Origin of the sequence: Xenorhabdus cabanillasii (assembly GCF_003386665.1) — a bacterium.
Taxonomy (GTDB): Bacteria; Pseudomonadota; Gammaproteobacteria; order Enterobacterales; family Enterobacteriaceae; genus Xenorhabdus; species Xenorhabdus cabanillasii.
Genome location: NZ_QTUB01000001.1, coordinates 3,054,972 through 3,072,996, shown reverse-complemented (window position 1 = coordinate 3,072,996; position 18,025 = coordinate 3,054,972). Strand labels below are relative to the sequence as shown.

General features: G+C 43.2%; 15 protein-coding genes. 11 read left to right on the top strand and 4 right to left on the bottom strand.

The window, feature by feature from the left end:
* Positions 1–136 precede the first annotated feature (136 nt).
* Genes pspC through pspA form a run of 3 tightly spaced genes read right to left on the bottom strand, consistent with a single transcriptional unit; the run spans position 137 to position 1,433 of the window.
* Entirely contained in the window at positions 137–496 is a 360-nt protein-coding gene (pspC, locus tag BDD26_RS14295; protein ID WP_038270279.1) for an envelope stress response membrane protein PspC, read from the bottom strand.
* Positions 496–717, bottom strand: coding sequence for an envelope stress response membrane protein PspB (gene pspB / locus BDD26_RS14290; protein WP_038270282.1), 222 nt, complete (start codon positions 715–717; stop codon positions 496–498). The genes pspC and pspB overlap by 1 nt, the downstream gene beginning before the upstream one ends.
* A gap of 44 nt (positions 718–761) precedes the next feature.
* Entirely contained in the window at positions 762–1,433 is a 672-nt protein-coding gene (gene pspA, locus BDD26_RS14285; protein ID WP_115826896.1) for a phage shock protein PspA, read from the bottom strand.
* 228 nt (positions 1,434–1,661) lie between these two features.
* On the opposite strand from pspA, the gene pspF reads away from it, so the two are divergent.
* From pspF to fabI, 7 genes are all read left to right on the top strand, one after another.
* Positions 1,662–2,690, top strand: a complete 1,029-nt coding sequence (gene pspF, locus BDD26_RS14280; RefSeq protein ID WP_038270287.1) for a phage shock protein operon transcriptional activator — start codon at positions 1,662–1,664, stop codon at positions 2,688–2,690.
* Positions 2,691–3,017: 327 nt separating this feature from the next.
* Complete coding sequence (gene sapA, locus BDD26_RS14275; protein WP_115826895.1) at positions 3,018–4,760, top strand: ABC transporter substrate-binding protein SapA; 1,743 nt, start codon at positions 3,018–3,020, stop codon at positions 4,758–4,760.
* The gene (gene sapB, locus BDD26_RS14270) at positions 4,757–5,722 is read left to right on the top strand and encodes a putrescine export ABC transporter permease SapB (RefSeq protein WP_038270293.1); all 966 of its coding nucleotides are present in this window, start codon (positions 4,757–4,759) and stop codon (positions 5,720–5,722) included. Before sapA ends, sapB begins: the two co-directional genes overlap by 4 nt.
* Complete coding sequence (gene sapC, locus BDD26_RS14265) at positions 5,709–6,596, top strand: putrescine export ABC transporter permease SapC (RefSeq protein ID WP_115826894.1); 888 nt, start codon at positions 5,709–5,711, stop codon at positions 6,594–6,596. Before sapB ends, sapC begins: the two co-directional genes overlap by 14 nt.
* Complete coding sequence (gene sapD, locus BDD26_RS14260; RefSeq protein ID WP_038270297.1) at positions 6,596–7,588, top strand: putrescine export ABC transporter ATP-binding protein SapD; 993 nt, start codon at positions 6,596–6,598, stop codon at positions 7,586–7,588. Before sapC ends, sapD begins: the two co-directional genes overlap by 1 nt.
* Positions 7,589–8,398: a putrescine export ABC transporter ATP-binding protein SapF gene (sapF, locus tag BDD26_RS14255; protein WP_115826893.1), complete on the top strand. Its 810-nt coding sequence runs from the start codon at positions 7,589–7,591 to the stop codon at positions 8,396–8,398. It abuts the gene before it with no gap.
* Between the two features lie 179 nt (positions 8,399–8,577).
* Positions 8,578–9,366, top strand: coding sequence for an enoyl-ACP reductase FabI (fabI, locus tag BDD26_RS14250; RefSeq protein ID WP_115826892.1), 789 nt, complete (start codon positions 8,578–8,580; stop codon positions 9,364–9,366).
* Positions 9,367–9,771: 405 nt separating this feature from the next.
* Here fabI and BDD26_RS14245 read toward each other — a convergent pair whose 3' ends face one another.
* Complete coding sequence (locus tag BDD26_RS14245; RefSeq protein WP_244922741.1) at positions 9,772–10,785, bottom strand: helix-turn-helix transcriptional regulator; 1,014 nt, start codon at positions 10,783–10,785, stop codon at positions 9,772–9,774.
* Positions 10,786–11,150: 365 nt separating this feature from the next.
* Between BDD26_RS14245 and BDD26_RS14240 the strand changes: the two genes are divergently transcribed.
* From BDD26_RS14240 to BDD26_RS14225, 4 genes are read left to right on the top strand one after another with little or no spacing between them, the layout of a single operon-like run.
* Complete coding sequence (locus BDD26_RS14240; RefSeq protein ID WP_115826891.1) at positions 11,151–13,148, top strand: TonB-dependent receptor; 1,998 nt, start codon at positions 11,151–11,153, stop codon at positions 13,146–13,148.
* A complete protein-coding gene (locus BDD26_RS14235) occupies positions 13,145–14,392 on the top strand; it encodes an MFS transporter (protein WP_115826890.1) in 1,248 nt (415 codons plus the stop codon). The genes BDD26_RS14240 and BDD26_RS14235 overlap by 4 nt, the downstream gene beginning before the upstream one ends.
* The gene (locus tag BDD26_RS14230; protein WP_115826889.1) at positions 14,382–16,196 is read left to right on the top strand and encodes an ABC transporter ATP-binding protein; all 1,815 of its coding nucleotides are present in this window, start codon (positions 14,382–14,384) and stop codon (positions 16,194–16,196) included. Before BDD26_RS14235 ends, BDD26_RS14230 begins: the two co-directional genes overlap by 11 nt.
* Positions 16,183–17,979: an ABC transporter ATP-binding protein gene (locus BDD26_RS14225; protein ID WP_115826888.1), complete on the top strand. Its 1,797-nt coding sequence runs from the start codon at positions 16,183–16,185 to the stop codon at positions 17,977–17,979. The genes BDD26_RS14230 and BDD26_RS14225 overlap by 14 nt, the downstream gene beginning before the upstream one ends.
* The last annotated feature ends 46 nt before the right edge of the window (positions 17,980–18,025 follow it).

Below are 18,025 nucleotides of genomic sequence, written 5' to 3'. Positions count from 1 at the left end.
GATTTTCCGAATAGGTGAATTCCCTCACCCAACCCGATGGGTGAGAGATAATGGGCGGGGAATTGCAACTGTATCAACCTTTAGATCCCTGCCCAATAATTCCAAGTTGCCTCACTGAAAATCTATCCGGCATCGCTTAAAGCTGGCGAAAGCGGCTGCGCACATTATAGGTATCAGAAGTAACATAACGTTCCATTTGGCGCAGACGTTCTTCCCCTGCCCGCAACTGGTAGTCAACTTCATCCAGCATTTTTCGGGTTGATGGTGTTCTGTTTTCCTCTGCCTGATATCCCGCAGGTGCGGGATCTAACACAAAGGTCAGGATAATGTAAGCCAATACTGTTATGCCAAATAATCCAAAGAATAGTGACAATATTGTCATGGTGCGGATGAGCGCAACCGGGACACCAAAATAGTGCGCTAACCCGGCACACACGCCTTTAATCACTCCCTGTTCTGGCAAACGGTAAAGTTTTCCACGGTAAGAGTTGGACATTATGACTGTCTCCAGTTTGGATGTTCTGCATCAAGAATATCTTCCAGCGTTTTGATTCGCTCCTGCATACGCCGGGCATTTTCTGCCAACTGCTCCAAACGTTGAATTTCATTGTTCTCCAATTTTCCGCGATTCTGGTGGCTGTAATGCAGCCATAACCAGATGGGTAACACAAAGAGTACAAACAGGATCAGCGGGATCCCCAGAAATATATAGGCCATTACCTTTCCTTAGTTATCAATGAAAGTGCAAATAACATTTGCTATCACTGTGAATCTTTGGCGCTCATTTTAGCCTTGAGTGCAGCAAGTTGTGCATTGATTTCATCATCCGCTTTCAATTCTGCAAACTGCTGTTCCAGCGATTGCTTTTTCCCCAGACCAACAGATTCCGCTTCGGCTTCCATGTGATCAATTCTGCGCTCAAACTGCTCGAAACGAGCCATAGCTTCATCAATTTTACCGCTGTCTAGCTGACGACGTACTTCACGGGAAGAAACCGCCGCCTGATGACGCAAAGTCAAAGACTGCTGTCTTGCCCTCGCTTCAGTTAATTTGTTTTCCAGTTCAGCAACTTCTCCTTTGATACGGTCAAACGTTTCATCGAGAATAGACAGTTCATTTTTCAGCGTTTCAACCAATTGGCTGACTTTTTGTTTTTCAATCAAGGCAGCACGGGCCAGGTCTTCTTTGTCTTTACTTAATGCCAGTACGGCTTTTTCCTGCCAACCTTCAATTTGACTTTCTCCGGTGCTGATACGGCGCAGAAGCTGCTTCTTCTCGGCTAAAGTACGGGCAGATGTTGAACGTATCTCCACCAGCGTATCTTCCATCTCCTGAATCATCAAGCGGATCATTTTTTGTGGATCTTCTGCTTTATCCAGCAGAGAAGAGATATTAGCGTTAACGATATCAGCAAAACGAGAAAAAATACCCATAGTCATAAACCTCTTTCATTAGAATGTATGTATGTTATGCCTGTGTACTGTTAAGTAAGACACAGAGTAAGGCATTCAGTTAAATACAAGATACGTGCCAACTTTTATCTCCCGATTATCATATTGAAATATATAGCTTAATTTTCATTTGATTTTTTCTTACAATATTTTAATGTAGTTAAATCAACCAATAATTGGCGAAAAATACGATCTATTAGTGGAAAAATTATGAATCAGCTCACTGATAACCTATTAGGGGAAGCAAACAATTTTATTGAGATCCTGGAACAAGTCTCTGAATTGGCAAAATTAAATAAACCTGTTTTGGTTTTGGGAGAACGGGGAACAGGTAAGGAGCTGATTGCCCGCCGTTTACACTATCTTTCTCCCAGATGGCAAGGCCCTTTTATTTCACTGAACTGTGCCGCCCTCAACGAGAATTTACTGGATTCAGAACTTTTTGGTCATGAAGCTGGTGCTTTTACCGGTGCACGTTCGAAGCATCTGGGGCGTTTTGAGCGGGCCGATGGCGGAACACTGTTTCTTGACGAACTTGCTACTGCTCCAATGCAAGTACAAGAAAAGCTATTAAGGGTCATTGAGTATGGATATTTTGAACGTGTGGGAGGCAGTCAAGCTTTACAGGTTGATGTCCGGTTGATCTGTGCCACCAATGAAGATTTACTTGCTATGGCAACTCACGGAAAATTCAGGGCTGACCTGCTCGACAGGCTGGCATTTGATGTTGTCAACATCCCTCCATTACGCCAAAGACATCAAGATATTATGTTACTGGCACAACACTTTGCCATTCAAATGTGTCAGGAATTAAACCTTCCTTTCTTTCCGGGATTTACCGAGCAAGCCAAACAACAGTTACTCGATTATCATTGGCCCGGCAATGTTCGTGAATTGAAAAATGTCATAGAGCGCTCTATCTACCGTCATGGAGACAATCAAAATGAATTAACTACCGTTATTATCAATCCTTTTTCAACATCACCAATATTTTCATCTGCTGCACAAACGGTGTCAGATAAAACCTCCGGCTATAATACAGCCAGTGACTATTTTCTTCCCGATTTACCTCTCGATTTAAGACAATGGCAAAATGACTGTGAAAAGCGACTGATTATACAAGCAATAACAGAAAGCCAATACAGCCAGAAAAAAGCGGCTGAAAAACTCAACCTGACATACCATCAATTACGAGGATTAATCAAAAAACATCACATCAATATCCATGTTATGGATTAAAAGTTATGGGTTATTTATAAGTTAGTTATGGGCTAAAAAAAGAAAAAATGCGGAAGGTTGCGCAGATAAAAAAATAGCCAGCACCCGAGCTGGCTAATAATAAAAATACTGGAAGCAATGTGAGCAATGTCATGCATATTGAGACAACAGACTGGGGTCACGAAACACATCTCAACAGCACGATGCGAATGATAATGCTTATCAATAGTGATTGTAAAGTGTTTTATTGAGAATTTTTCTCACTATCGTGATCTACTCGTTGTTTTTGAGCAAGAAGGGGAAGTTAAGTTACAATAGCCAGACTTTTTTCTATAACTGATGTTCTATATGCGCTATTTGATTTACTGGATCATATTATTGTTTTCAGCGTCCACTCTGGCTGCTGAGACAGCTATTCCAGAAACGACTAAAGCTACTGCCAAAGTAGCTCATGGACATATATCAGAAGGTATATCTTATGTTCCGGCCGCCCTGCGGCGGAATGGCTTTATTTATTGCGTCAACGGTAACCTGAGTACCTTTAACCCTCAAATGGCTATTAGCGGTCTGACTGTAGATACTCTGGCCGCCCAGATTTATGATCGTCTGCTAGGAGTAGATCCTCTGACTTATCGTTTGGTGCCAGAATTAGCTTCTCGCTGGGAAGTAAGGGATAACGGAGCAACATACCGTTTTTACTTACGCCATAACATTGCTTTCCAGTCAACTGCCTGGTTTACTCCGACCCGTACAATGAATGCTGATGATGTTGTCTTCAGCTTCCGCCGTTTATTCGACAAAATGCACTATTATCATTATGTTAACGGTGGGCATTACCCCTATTTTGATAGCTTACAGTTTGGCGATTCCGTTCAGAATATCCGAAAAATCGATAAATATACTGTCGAGTTCCGCCTGAATGCTCCTGATGCTTCTTTTCTCTGGCACTTAGCCACTCATTATTCTCCTATATTATCTGCCGAATACGGGCAGAAACTGCATAACATAAACAGGGAAGAACAAATTGACTGGCAGCCCGTCGGGACAGGGCCATTCATGCTGGAAGATTATCAGATGGGGCAATATATCCGCCTTGTCCGGCATGATAACTATTGGAAAGGTAAGCCATTAATGGAACAATTCGTTGTAGATACCGGAGCTGGTGGTACAGGCAGGATATCCAAATTACTCACTGGTGAATGTGACGTATTAGCCTACCCAACGGCTAACCAATGGAGCTTACTCCATAGTGATCCGAACCTGCGCCTGACTTTACGTTCAGGGATGAATATTGCCTATCTCGCATTCAATACCAGTAAACCGCCATTAGATAAACTGGAAGTGCGTCAGGCCATTGCGTATGCCATTAATAACCAAAGGTTGATGCAAGCTATTTATTATGGCACGGCTGAAACTGCGGCATCTATTTTACCAAGGGCATCATGGGCTTATGATAATCGGGCCGAAATTACCGAATATAATCCGGCAAAAGCCCGCAAGATACTCGACAAATTGGGTTTAAATGGGCTGGACCTGACATTGTGGGTGCCAACCACTTCACAATCCTATAATCCAAGTCCTTTGAAAATGGCGGAATTGATTCAGGCAGATCTGGCACATGTCGGTATTAACATGTCTATCCGCTCTGTTGAGGGTCGTTTTCAGGAAAACCAATTAATGGACAAAACCCATGATATGACGTTAGCGGGTTGGTCTACTGACAGTAACGATCCTGATAGTTTTTTCCGCCCGCTTCTTAGTTGTGCAGCTATCGCATCTCAAACAAATTTGAGCCGCTGGTGTGATCCGACTTTTGATAATGCAATCCACCAGGCCCTGTTAGATCAACAACTCGCATCACGTATCAAAAGTTATCATATTGCACAACAAATCCTTGCCCAACAATTACCTGTCTTGCCATTAGCTTATCCAATGCGATCACAGATATTTCGCTATGACATTAAAGGCTTAGTTCTGAGTCCTTTTGGCAATAGCTCTTTTGCCGGCGTTTACCGAGCGCAGGAACACTCTATATCCACTGAACATATATCTACACCTGCGCCTGCTGGAAACGAAAAGGGAAGCAAATGATTATTTATATTCTGCGTCGTTTGCTATTACTGGTTGTGACGTTATTTTTTCTCTCATTAATCAGCTTTAGTCTGATGTATTTTACTCCTCACGGACCTTTGAGCGGTGCATCACTGATTGATGCCTATCTGTTCTATTTTCACGGCCTGCTACAATGGGATTTTGGTATTTCCAGCATTAATGGTGAGAGAATTGTTGAACAACTGTACGATGTATTTCCGGCAACTCTTGAACTTTGCCTGCTTTCATTCACTCTGGCGTTATTAATTGGTATCCCTTTAGGGATTATTGCTGGTGTATGGCGGAATAAAAAGGCAGATAAAATTATCAGCACGCTTGCACTGTTTGGTTTTTCTATTCCAGTGTTCTGGCTGGCTTTACTACTCACTCTCTTATTTTCACTGCACTTAGGTTGGTTACCAGTATCGGGAAGAATTGATTTACTGTACCGAATGGAACCCGTAACAGGTTCAGCACTGATTGATGCCTGGTTATCAGAAAGCCCTCATCGTAATGAAATGATCATGAATGTCATCCTGCACATGATTTTACCTGTTATCACACTGTCAGTTGCTCCGATGACCGATGTTATTCGTTTGATGCGTAATAGTGCAGAAGAGGTTTCAGCATCCAACTACATAAGATCTGCTTCCATTCGTGGTTTATCGAGACTGACGATTATCCGTCGTCATTTACTGCATAATGCCCTGCCTCCCATTATCCCCAAGCTAGGATTACAATTCTCAACCATGCTCACATTAGCGATGGTCACAGAGCAAGTCTTCAATTGGCCGGGATTGGGACGTTGGCTCATCAGTGCCATTCGTCAGCAGGACTATTCGACTATCTCTGCGGGTGTGATGGTGATAGGCACTTTAGTTATTTCAGTTAACGTGCTGACAAATATTATTGGCGCGATGGCTAATCCCTTAAAACATAAGGAATGGTATGCCCTTAGATAATTTTTACCGTGAAAAGAAAACGCCTTCGCCCCTAAAAGTTATCTGGCGTTTTTTCTATGCTGACGTACTGGCAATGACGGGTTTTTATGGCGTACTGATTTTAATTGTCTTCAGTCTTTTCGGTAGCCATATTGCGCCATATCAGCTTGATCAGCAATTTATTGACCAGTTGATGCCCCCTTCATGGTCACATTACGGTAATGTTGCTTTTTTTCTTGGCACAGATGATCTTGGGCGGGATATTTTCAGTCGGTTATTGATTGGCACTTCTTCTACTTTTGGTGCGGCGTTGATTGTGACTACGGCAGCAGCCATTGTCGGATTATTTATCGGCAGCCTTGCTGGCATAACACATGGGTTGAAGTCTGCAATTCTGAACCACATTCTTGACACCTTACTTTCCATTCCCTCACTGTTATTGGCTATCATTGTGGTTGCTTTTGTGGGAGCCAGTTTGCAACATGCGATGATTGCTATCTGCCTGGCCTTATTACCAAGGATTGTGCGAACCATTTACACCGCTGTGCACGACGAGTTGGATAAAGAATATATTATTTCTGCCCGTTTGGATGGCGCTTCAAATTATCATATTCTACGTTATGCCGTTTTTCCGAACATTACTGCTGTGATAGTCAGTGAATTAACGCGTACTTTCTCTATTGCCATCCTTGATATTGCAGCTTTAGGTTTTCTCAATCTTGGCGCACAATTGCCATCACCTGAATGGGGAGCAATGCTCGGTGGATCACTGGAATTAATCTACACTGCCCCCTGGACCGTGATGTTGCCCGGTGTGGCGATTATGCTCAGCGTCCTGCTGGTTAACTTACTTGGTGACGGCCTGCACCGCGCCATTAATGCAGGAGTCGAATAATGCCGTTACTCGATATCCGTAATCTTACAATTGAATTCATGACGGCAGAAGGCCCTGTCAAAGCTGTTGACAGAATGAGTATTTCGTTAACAGAAGGTGAAATACTCGGACTGGCTGGTGAATCAGGTTCTGGTAAAAGCCTGATCGCCAAAGCTATCTGTGGTGTCACAAAAGATAACCTTACAGTTACCGCAGATCGTTTCCGCTTTAATGATATTGACTTACTGCGCCTGACACCAAAACAGCGCCGTAAAGTCATTGGGCACAATATTTCAATGATATTTCAAGAACCCCAATCATGCCTCGATCCATCAGAAAGTATTGGTAAACAACTCATTCAATCTATTCCCGGCTGGACATTTAAAGGTCGTTGGTGGCAACGATTCAACTGGAAAAAACGCCGTGCCATTGAATTGCTCCATCGGGCGGGTATCAAAGATCACTATGACATTATGAACTCTTATCCTTATGAGTTAACTGATGGAGAGTGTCAAAAAGTGATGATTGCCATTGCACTTGCCAATCAGCCAAGATTGCTAATTGCCGATGAACCGACCAATGCAATGGAACCAACAACGCAGGCTCAAATATTCCGTTTGCTATCGAGTCTGAATCAAAACAACAATATGACGATTTTGTTAATTAGCCATGATCTGCAAATGATGAGTAAATTGGTAAAGCGCATCAGCGTGTTATATTGTGGTCAGACGGTGGAAAGCGCTACACCTGATGAACTGCTGGTAACTCCTCGTCATCCTTATACACAGGCATTGATCCGTTCAATTCCTGACTTCGATAGCCCACTACCCCATAAAAGTCGCCTGAACACTCTACCCGGTGTTACTCCATCATTGGAACATTTGCCGATTGGATGCCGGCTGGGGCCTCGTTGTCCTTATGCCCAGAAGACCTGCATTGAAACGCCACGATTGCGGGGAGGCAAAAGTCATACTTTTGCCTGTCACTTCCCCTTGAACATGGAGGAACAATAAGTGATCGAAACATTATTGGAAGTTAAAAACCTGACGAAAACATTCCGCTATCGTACCGGATTTTTCCGCCGCCATTATCTTGATGCCGTGAAACCCGTAAGTTTTACTTTGCAACCGAGAAAAACGCTGGCGATTATCGGGGAAAACGGCTCAGGCAAATCTACGCTGGCCAGAATGCTGTCAGGGGTTATCCAGCCTACATCAGGTGAAATCTTGATCAACAACCATAAACTGGTTTATGGGGACTATAGTTATCGCAGCCAGCTCATCCGTATGATTTTTCAAGATCCCAGTACGTCATTAAATCCCCGTCAACGGATTGGTCAGATTCTGGATATGCCTTTGATCCTGAATACGAAACTCTCTCCTTCTGAACGGGAAAAACGCATCAATCAGACATTACGCCAAGTCGGGCTGCTGCCCGATCATGCCAATTATTATCCACATATGCTGGCTTCAGGTCAGAAGCAGCGTGTGGCACTGGCACGAGCACTAATATTACAACCACAAATTATTGTTGCTGATGAAGCATTGGCTTCTCTTGATATGTCTATGCGTTCCCAGATTATTAATCTGATGCTGGAATTACAGGAAAAACAGGGTATTGCCTATATATATGTCACCCAACACCTCGGTATGATGAAACACATCAGTGACCAGGTGTTGGTCATGCATCAGGGGGAAGTCGTAGAGCGCGGTAATACTGCTGAAGTGCTGGCGTCTCCATTACATGATATTACACGCAAGCTGATAGCCAGCCATTTTGGCGAACCTCTGTCCGCCGAAGCATGGAGACAGGATATCACTTGATTTTATTGGGCAGGTTTTATCACTGATCGGAACAGCAGTGGAAACTCACCACATTTTTTTCCAGCGTGGTAGAATCATACCCGTTTATTAACAATGAATACCCTAGTTATAGTGAGTATATTATTATTCTATAATATTAACTTTGGTATTTTGAACATTAAGAACAATAAGGAACTGCTATGGGTTTCATGACCGGCAAGCGCATTCTAATCACTGGCGTCGCCAGTAAACTGTCTATTGCCTATGGAATTGCTAAGGCAATGCACGATCAAGGTGCTGAACTGGCTTTTACCTACCAAAATGACAAATTGAAACCTCGTGTCGAAGAATTCGCTGCATCATTGAATTCGAACATCGTTCTGCCATGCGACGTGGCAAAAGATGAAAGTATCGACGCATTGTTCGCTGAACTAGGCAAAGTGTGGCCTAAATTCGACGGTTTTGTTCACTCTATCGGCTATGCACCTGCTGAACAGCTTGACGGTGATTATGTCAATGCCGTCAATCGCGAAGGCTTCAAAATTGCACATGATATCAGTGCATACAGCTTTGTTGCGTTGGCAAAAGCCTGTCGCAGCATGCTGAACCCTGACTCTGCCCTGCTTACCTTAAGCTATTTAGGTGCAGAGCGTGCAATCCCTAACTACAACGTTATGGGGTTAGCAAAAGCATCTTTGGAAGCAAACGTACGTTACATGGCAAATGCTATGGGTGCTGAAGGTGTCCGAGTTAATGGTATTTCCGCAGGCCCAATCCGCACTCTGGCCGCATCTGGTATCAAAGACTTCCGTAAAATGCTGGCACACTGTGAATCTGTCACACCTATCCGTCGTACTGTTACCACAGAAGATGTAGGTAATGCTGCTGCATTCCTGTGCTCTAATCTGTCTGGCGGTATTACTGGTGAGATCCTGCATGTTGATGGCGGGTTCAGCATCGCTGCCATGAATGAATTGGAATTGAAATAATTGCAGTAAGTTGTTGATATATAGATAATGGATTTCAAGATGCGTCGCGGCAGCAAGGGAATGACAAATTCGTCGGGAACGAATTTATCCAGCCAAAGGCTGGCCTCCGGTGAGAGGCAACTTGGAAGACGACGGCTATAATCAAATAAATTCAGAGGTAGTATTACCTCTGAATTTACTCCTTCTTTACTGATAATTGGATTATTCCGGTTATACTATAGTCACTAATTTCAGTCTAAATTCCATTTATATTAGAATCTTGTCGAAAAAGTGAGAGCTTAAAAATGATTTGTCTGTCGGAGTCAGCCGTTTCACACTTTTAAAAGGATTTTTTCTTGAACTCAAATAATTACCAGATAAGGGTACTATAATATCAGTCAACAAATTGGGTCACGATCAAACCTTCTATTGACCTCCTGCTGCAACATATTCTGTCATTAGTGTATGATTCACGGCATATTTCGCCTGCCATGCTTTCGGATTGATCAAATAATGTTGCCGAAAACGTTTAGAAAAATGGCTTGGACTGGAATAACCTACCGCTGTAGCAACTTCAATAACACTCATCCCTTTTTTCAATAAATCTTCTGCCGTGGTCATACGAACATTTTCCAGATACTGATGGAAGGTACGAAAAACAACCGCCCGGAATCCCTCTTTTAATTTCCGCTCATTCAAACCTACTGCTCTTGATAATGATTTTATTGTCCAAGGGTAATGATAGTCGCTATTAATTATTTTTATTGCATTGTAAACAGCACGACGCTGTAAGCTGTTAATCGCATTATATTGGCAATCATAAACTTGAGCCGTCACACACGCGAGAATTTCTAACGCTTTTGCCTTTAAATAAACCTTGCGGACATTACCATTTAATTGACATTCTTCTATTTGATTGACTATCTGCATAAATGGCGGATGAATAGGACCAGCCATCATTAATACATTACTGTAACTAACATTTTTTTCAAAACTAGTCGCTAATTTGGTAAAAGATGGCAACTCCTGAGCTTCAATTTCGTTCAGAGAAAAACGAATATCGAGAATATGCCATTTTCCACTACCAAAGAAATTCATACCTCGTGTTTTTTTAGGGGAATAGAAAAATATCATTGTTCCCGGATTAATATCTAAAATATCGCCGTTTTCAATCGCCATTTTTCCTTTCCCACTTAGAACAAAAGCAATTGATACCGTTGGCGGCCCTTCACAATATTCTGTTAAATCTTTGTTAAGATCGAGACGAATACGGTTTATATGAATTCCGTCAGATAATTCCTCAATGAGTAACGGGGGATTTATATTATTTTCCACCACCTGTGGACGTATGTAATTACAATGGCCAGCAGTGAAAATGCACAATTTCTCGTTATAAATCGTCTTCATGAGATCCTCTGTAAAATTAGCATCAGATTCCATTTGAAAAGCTATTTCCACAATAAAAACAGTATATTGTGCGTGCTAGATTCATTATACTTTTATTTTATATATACCAATTTAACTTCAAAATGCTGGTTTATGATGATTAATACTTATTTTAAATCAATGTAATACAAGTTATTCATCATGCATCTTCAGGTTTATTGAGTATATATACTTAATGTAAATATCACGCAATTTATCATTAATGATAATTATTATCAATAGTACGTATCGCGTTACTTTTGTCCCTATCCCGTTAGCCCTACTTCTCTATTCCCATTAGTCTCCCTGATAAGTTTTTTTCGTTTTACCATACCTGATTTTTGTAAAACATGATTTGAAAGGGCATAACGAGTACTTATATGAAAAAAAAATATGCTAAAGCGTCTGTCTTATGTTGCTTAATTACCCCCGTAACCTGGGCAGGACATGCGTCTGAAGTGAAAGAAGATGTTTTGATCGTAACGGCTAACAAGCAGAAAGAAGCATTAAATAAAATTAACGGCAGCATTTTGGTTAAAACTGGCGAAGAACTTGAGCAAGCGGGAATTACCCAAGTACAGGATCTTGAGCGTGCTTTCCCTGGTTTACAAATTCGCTCTCGCGGTAACCGAACCTATTCGGCAACCACAATTCGGGGTATCAGTTCACCTGATTATTATTCACCTTCTGTTCGAATTTATGTTGATGGTGTGCCTCAGGATCATCAGTTCCTAACACAAGAATTAATTAATGTAGAACGCGTAGAATTATTACGTGGCCCTCAGGGCACTTTATACGGAGGAAACGCCCAAGCGGGAGTTATCAATATTGTTACCCGTTCCCCCAAAGCAGGCCCCTGGTTTAACCTGTCTGGTAATTATTCTAAATTGAAGCAAGGCGGTTCCTTCAGCGGATCAACGCCTCTTATCGAAGACATTCTTTATGGCAGTATGAACCTACGTTGGGTCAAAGAACCTGGGCAAATTGATGCACCAAATCGTAAAAACATTGATTCCAGTAAAACTTGGTTAGGTAAAGGCCAACTGACATTTGCACCAGATGATTCACCTTTCAATGCTGAACTTAGCTTTGCTCACGAGGATCTCAATTCACACGAAGAGCTTTATTTAACCGACGAGCAATTCCGTCAGAAAAAGTACGATGGCCCTATCCCTGATTTAAAACGGCGAGTCAACAGTTATGCACTGAAGGCTGAATATAATTTCGGCAACAGTGCATTAACCAGTGTCACTTCCTATCAGGATCGCGATATTTTCCGTGATTTCATCGGGGGTAAATGGAAAGAGAAACACCATGCTACCATCCAAGAACTGCGTTTAAATTCCAACTATTCAAATGGAATAACCAGTGTTCTTGGTGGTTGGTTCTCAGATGAAAGTAGTAAACATCTGGTTGGTGCTTATCCTGGTTACTACAGTGATTCCCTGAATACAATTAAAACAAAATCACTGGCGCTGTTTGGTGAGGTTAAATTACCGATTGCTTCTCAATGGGATCTGACCCTTGGCGGGCGTTTGTCACATGAAAAATCACAGATAGCCTATGCAGGCCGTTCTGGCAGGATGACGATCAGCGCTTTTGATAATCAAGTTTCCAACAATGAGTTTACACCTAAAGCGGCTTTGGGCTGGCAATTCACACCTGATACTCGTTTCTATGTTTCTGCCGCTAAAGGTTATAAACCCGGCGGATTCAATAACATTATTTCCTTTGCCGAGGATAGGAAACCCTACGATACCGAAACTTCAGACAATTATGAATTCGGCTGGAATAGCGCATTCTTTGATAATGCTGTGACATTAAACAGCGCGATTTATTATATCTATTCAAAAGACAAACAGATCTATGTTGGGCCTGTTGGCATGCAATCCATTCGCAATGCCGGAAAAGCAGAAAGTAAAGGTATCGAACTGAGTAGCCAGATCAAACCAATGCAGGGGCTCAGATTTTCTCTTGGTGGCAGCGTTGGTAAATCAAATTTCACTCATGCAACCGATACAACAACTGGCGTAAGTTACAACGGCAAACGTCTGCCTTATGCACCAGATATCATGCTTAATGCAGGTATCGACTATCTGATTAAACAGACATTCCTGCCAGGAAATCTCTATGTCAATGCTGGTGCCCGTCACTATTCAAAAAGCTATTTTGATGAAGCAAATACCCTTGAACAAGGTGCATATACTCTCTATGACGCTTCATTAAGTTTAGAGATGGCTCATGGTGTCAATATTAAGCTTTATGGCGAAAACCTGGGCAATAAAAAGTACCGTGTTTCTAGTTTCCCGAAAGGCCAGACGCTCAGTATGATGAGTAAGGGCCTGAATGTTGGGCTGGATGTGAGCATTGCACTGTGACGCATAATATTTCAAACTCTCGTCATATCTCGTTACTGCTTCTGACTTTGGCTGGTGTTTACACCATCCAAAGTACCATTGGTATGTTAACGTTACAAAGCATGCCAGCGTTTCTGCGCAGTCACGGTGTCACGCCGGATAAAATAGGGTTACTTTACCTGCTAATGTTACCCTGGGCATGCAAATTCCTTTGGGCACCGATTGTAGAGCGTTATCGTAAATCAGGTTCCGGGGATACCAACCCCCGCCGCATCATGCTCTGCGGTAACATTTTAATTTTTCTCCTTTTCAGCTTAATGTCATTGGCAAAACCTGCCGAACATATGCCGTTAATTATCGCGCTGCTGTTTCTGATAACACTTTGCCTGACTGTCGTAGATACCACCACAGATGGTCAAGCCATTGATCGATTATCACCACAGCATCGTCCATGGTGCAATGTCATGCAGGTTGGCGGCGGCTATCTGGGAGCCATTATCGGTAGCGGGCTGTTTTTATATCTGACCTCACTGTATGGATGGCACATTGGTGCAGGCGTATTAGCCATAGTGATTCTCTTGATGTCACTGCCTATTTTGTTCATCCGAAAAACGCAGGGGAAGAGAGAATCAGATATTTCAAAGGCTACCGTCCCCCCATCCCTCAAGAGTGCATTTCGCCGTACTCCGGTTAAACAGGCATTGGTTTTAATCCTGTTATGTATGATTGGTACACGCTTGTCACTCGGTATGCTCTCCCCATTTTTGGTCGATCGCGGAGTAGATTTAACTCAACTAGGCATTATTGCAGCCAGCGGTGGTGCATTAGCCGGATTATCTGGTGTCCTGTTTGGCGGTGTTCTGGTACGTAAGTTAGGCGCCATGCAAACACTACTGAGCTTTATGCTGCTTGAATGTATGGTGCTGGTGGGGATTTTCTGGCTTGCCCAACAACCAGAATCCTCCGTATCTTTACTTTCAGCCGCATACGTCTTCATCACGTTAATCACTGCGGCCAAATTTGTTGCCTTATACACTCAGATGATGTCTCTGGCAGCAAGCAGCCAATCTGGTGTGGATTTTGCTTTGATGCAATCGGCAGATATGGGCATTGCGATCATCTGTTCAATGGTCGGTGGGCTGATTGTTACCAAAGCGGGCTATTCTTCTCTTTTCGCTCTCGCATCACTCTTCACCCTCGCTGGCCTGTTCTGGACATTACGCAAATGCCATGATTTCCAAAAGGAAAACACCTATGCTCAGTAACGACTCATCTGTCCAGAATTCGCCAGAGCAGCGTGCCGCTGATGCCGGCGTTCTTAAAGCATTGTGGAATATGATGCGTCCATACCGTGTTCTGAGTTACGTAGCTATTGCACTTGCCATTGTTTCCGCTGGCCTGCAAATTTTACCGGCGGCGGTTGCCGGGTTAATTACTCAATCCATCTATGACGGGCAATATGACGTACTCCTGAGCTACGGCGTCATGTTATTAAGCTCTACGTTTGCCGCTATGCTGACTTTCAGCGCTTCAACGTTTGTTTCTCATTTGATAGCTGCCGACGTTCAGGCTGATGTTCGACATAATATCAGTAATAAGTTGAAGTCCGTTCCTCTGGGCTTCTTTATGCTAACTGACAGTACTGAAATCAAAAAGATGATGTTAGATGACGTCGAACAGCTCGAAGATGGGGTTGCTCACATCATTCCAGAAATGTCAGCAACCCTGTTCGGCCCGCTGATCGCGTTGAGCGTCATGTTGGTTATTGATTGGCGACTGGCATTGGCTGCATTCGCTCCAACCCTGGGCGCTTGTCTGCTGTTCATCTATATTCAGATGAAAGTTCAAACCACAACTCAGCGCTTTTACGCAGCCCAAAATCGCATTGCTTCGACGATGGGAGAGGTTATCAATGCTATCCCCGTGGTAAAAACTTATTCGGGCGGCAATATTGCGCTACAGCGTGCCGAAAAAGCATTTACCGCTCTGACACGTATTATCGATGTTTGGGTAGAGAAAGTGCAGGTCAAATCCAGCCGATTTTTTGTCCTATCCAGCGCCAATTTACTGTTTGTACTCCCTTTGGCAGTCTGGTTATTTAACCGACAAGAAATCTCGATATTTGAATTTACCTTCTTTATTCTGGCTGCCATGGCGTTCGGCAATATTGCTTCCTCCATGTTCGCTGTAATGACCCGCTTGCAACAACAAGAGGCATTAATCACACGTTATCACTGGTTAATGAACCAACCTGAACTAGCACCATGTACTCAGAGCCACACACCTGTTAATAACAGTGTGACTTTGCATAATGTCAGTTTCTCCTATCAAAATGGGCAGGATAATGCCTTAAATAACATCTCTTTTTCCGTACCGGCTGGAAGCTCAATGGCTCTGGTAGGAGCCAGTGGTTCTGGTAAATCCACAGTAGCCAGTTTGATTGCTCGTCTTTGGGATCCGCAGCAAGGCAAAATTACTGTTGGTGGTGTTGATATTCGCAATATGGATGAACTCACCCTGCGCAATAACATCTCTTTTGTTTTCCAGCGGGTATTTCTGTTCAACGATACGGTAGCTAATAACATACGCCTGGCCCGTCCTGATGCTTCCCAGGCTGAGGTTGAAGCCGCAGCTATCGCAGCTCAAGCACACCAATTTATCCAACAATTACCACAGGGTTACAACACAGTACTGAACAACGGTATCAGCTTGTCTGTGGGAGAAAAGCAGCGTATTGCCGTTGCCGCCGCTATCCTGAAGAACGCGCCAATCCTTGTCTTGGATGAAGCGACCGCCTATACCGATCCAGAGTGTGAAAAAGAGATGCAACAAGCACTCAACGCACTATGTCATACCCAAACAGGCCAGAATAAGACAGTGATTGTTATTGCCCATCGTCTGCCGACCATTCGCCATCTTGATCAAATAGTGGTTTTGGATAAAGGACAAATTATTGAACAAGGCACCCATGATGAATTGATCACACAGCAAGGTGCCTATACCAAACAGTGGGCTGCTTGGCGGGGAGAAAATACCAGAACAGGAGCAAATTATCATGGGGTTATTTAATCGTCTCCAGCAACATCTGTCCCCGAAACTGCAACGGGTTTGGTTCATTGGTTTGTTATATAAGCAGCTTGATACTATTGCGATTATTGCTCAACTTGCCATAGCAGCTTGGGCTATCACACATCTGGAAGATCGTCATCTGAAAGAAAGTGGCACTGATATGCTGCCGCTTATCACTCTGGTGTTATTGGTTATTTTACTGTTGTTGCGGTTCGCGTTTATGACCCGCGCACTGCGTAAACTCACCATTGCCGCTTATGGATTGGGTATCGAGATCCGTCGCTCTCTGCTACAACGGCTGGTGAGTATGTCGGTCGCGACAATTCGGGGTTTAAGTGCCGGAAAAATAGCGCTGACATTATCCGAAGATGTGCAATGGCAGGAAAATCAGTCAGCCTATACTACCCCACAAATCACCTGTCAGATTGTGATGCTGGTGCTCATTTACCTGGCTTTATTTTGGTTCGATTGGGTTGTAGCTGGCAGTGCGCTGTTGGTATTGATGGTTGGATTACTCATCCTGGTCGCGATCCGCCAAAAACTCAATGAAATCTTGCGTCGACGAGCCACTATGATGGCTGGCGTATCTGAAGCGATTGTAGAATATGCACAAGGCATGGCCTTTATCCGTGCAGCAGCAGCGACTACAACGGTAGAACAACGTTTTAGCCAAGAAATTGAACAATTACGTATCGCATTCCGGCGGGGAGTATTAAAAAGCATACCACTATTGAGTCTGTTCTACATCGTTATTGATACCAGTGTAGTTGTGGGGATACTAGCTGGCGCTCTGCGCTTCCACGTACCGGAAACACTCACACTTTCCGAAATGCTCATCGCAATCCTACTGCTGTTTGCCACGATTACCCCTTTACGCGGAATTATTCCCCTGATCAATGTAACTGCATTGACACAAGTCGGTGAAACACATATTGCCGAAATAGAAACAGTCGCAACGCAAGTTTCTGGGCCATTAACCGCTCCTACACAATATGATGTTGAAGTTAACAATATCTCATTTAGTTATCCGGGAACTAGCCAACCCGCTATCCAAAACGTTTCATTCCATGCACCACAAGGTAGTATGACCGCCATTGTGGGACCTAGCGGTAGCGGTAAATCTACGCTGGCTTATTTATTGCTCTCTTTCTATCAGCTAGACAAAGGTGAAATTCGTCTGGGTGGAAACCTCATTCATCAATACCAGACTCAGGCACTATATGACACCGTCACAATGGTATTTCAGGAAACCGCACTATTTCAGGATACTGTCGCAAATAATCTCCGTTTGGGGGATCCAAATGCGACTCAGTTGGAATTGGAACAAGCTGCTCGTCTTGCCAATATTCACGACACAATTATGGCCCTCCCACAAGGGTACGATACCTTTTTAGGTGTAGATGGAAGTACATTATCCGGTGGTGAACGCCAACGTCTTGCTATTGCTCGCGCTATATTAAAACAATCTCCCGTTTTATTTCTGGACGAAGCAACAGCTTCATTAGACCCCGAAAATGAGCGATTGATACAAGCAGCATTTTATTCTCTTACCGAGAATAAAACCGTCTTTGTTATCGCTCATCGGCTAAGCACGATAACTCGAGCTGATCAGATATTGGTAATGGATCATGGAACTCTTTGTGATAGTGGAACCCATGACGAGTTACTGCAACGTTGTCCGCTTTATCAATCTCTCTGGAAAAATCATCTTGGTTCAGAAGAGCATTGGCATTTACAACCAAAACATTTACCTGAGACGTCCACCTGGAAACATTCGTCCTAATAAATTGTAACTCCATTTATTGATTTATCAGATAACTGCCATTTTT

What these genes read in the sequence shown, in the direction of transcription:
- pspC (WP_038270279.1), bottom strand. Translation starts at nt 496, where the DNA reads ATGTCCAACTCTTACCGTGGAAAACTTTACCGTTTGCCAGAACAGGGA.
- pspB (WP_038270282.1), bottom strand. Translation starts at nt 717, where the DNA reads ATGGCCTATATATTTCTGGGGATCCCGCTGATCCTGTTTGTACTCTTT.
- pspA (WP_115826896.1), bottom strand. Translation starts at nt 1,433, where the DNA reads ATGGGTATTTTTTCTCGTTTTGCTGATATCGTTAACGCTAATATCTCT.
- pspF (WP_038270287.1), top strand. Translation starts at nt 1,662, where the DNA reads ATGAATCAGCTCACTGATAACCTATTAGGGGAAGCAAACAATTTTATT.
- sapA (WP_115826895.1), top strand. Translation starts at nt 3,018, where the DNA reads ATGCGCTATTTGATTTACTGGATCATATTATTGTTTTCAGCGTCCACT.
- sapB (WP_038270293.1), top strand. Translation starts at nt 4,757, where the DNA reads ATGATTATTTATATTCTGCGTCGTTTGCTATTACTGGTTGTGACGTTA.
- sapC (WP_115826894.1), top strand. Translation starts at nt 5,709, where the DNA reads ATGCCCTTAGATAATTTTTACCGTGAAAAGAAAACGCCTTCGCCCCTA.
- sapD (WP_038270297.1), top strand. Translation starts at nt 6,596, where the DNA reads ATGCCGTTACTCGATATCCGTAATCTTACAATTGAATTCATGACGGCA.
- fabI (WP_115826892.1), top strand. Translation starts at nt 8,578, where the DNA reads ATGGGTTTCATGACCGGCAAGCGCATTCTAATCACTGGCGTCGCCAGT.
- BDD26_RS14245 (WP_244922741.1), bottom strand. Translation starts at nt 10,785, where the DNA reads ATGGAATCTGATGCTAATTTTACAGAGGATCTCATGAAGACGATTTAT.
- BDD26_RS14240 (WP_115826891.1), top strand. Translation starts at nt 11,151, where the DNA reads ATGAAAAAAAAATATGCTAAAGCGTCTGTCTTATGTTGCTTAATTACC.
- BDD26_RS14230 (WP_115826889.1), top strand. Translation starts at nt 14,382, where the DNA reads ATGCTCAGTAACGACTCATCTGTCCAGAATTCGCCAGAGCAGCGTGCC.
- BDD26_RS14225 (WP_115826888.1), top strand. Translation starts at nt 16,183, where the DNA reads ATGGGGTTATTTAATCGTCTCCAGCAACATCTGTCCCCGAAACTGCAA.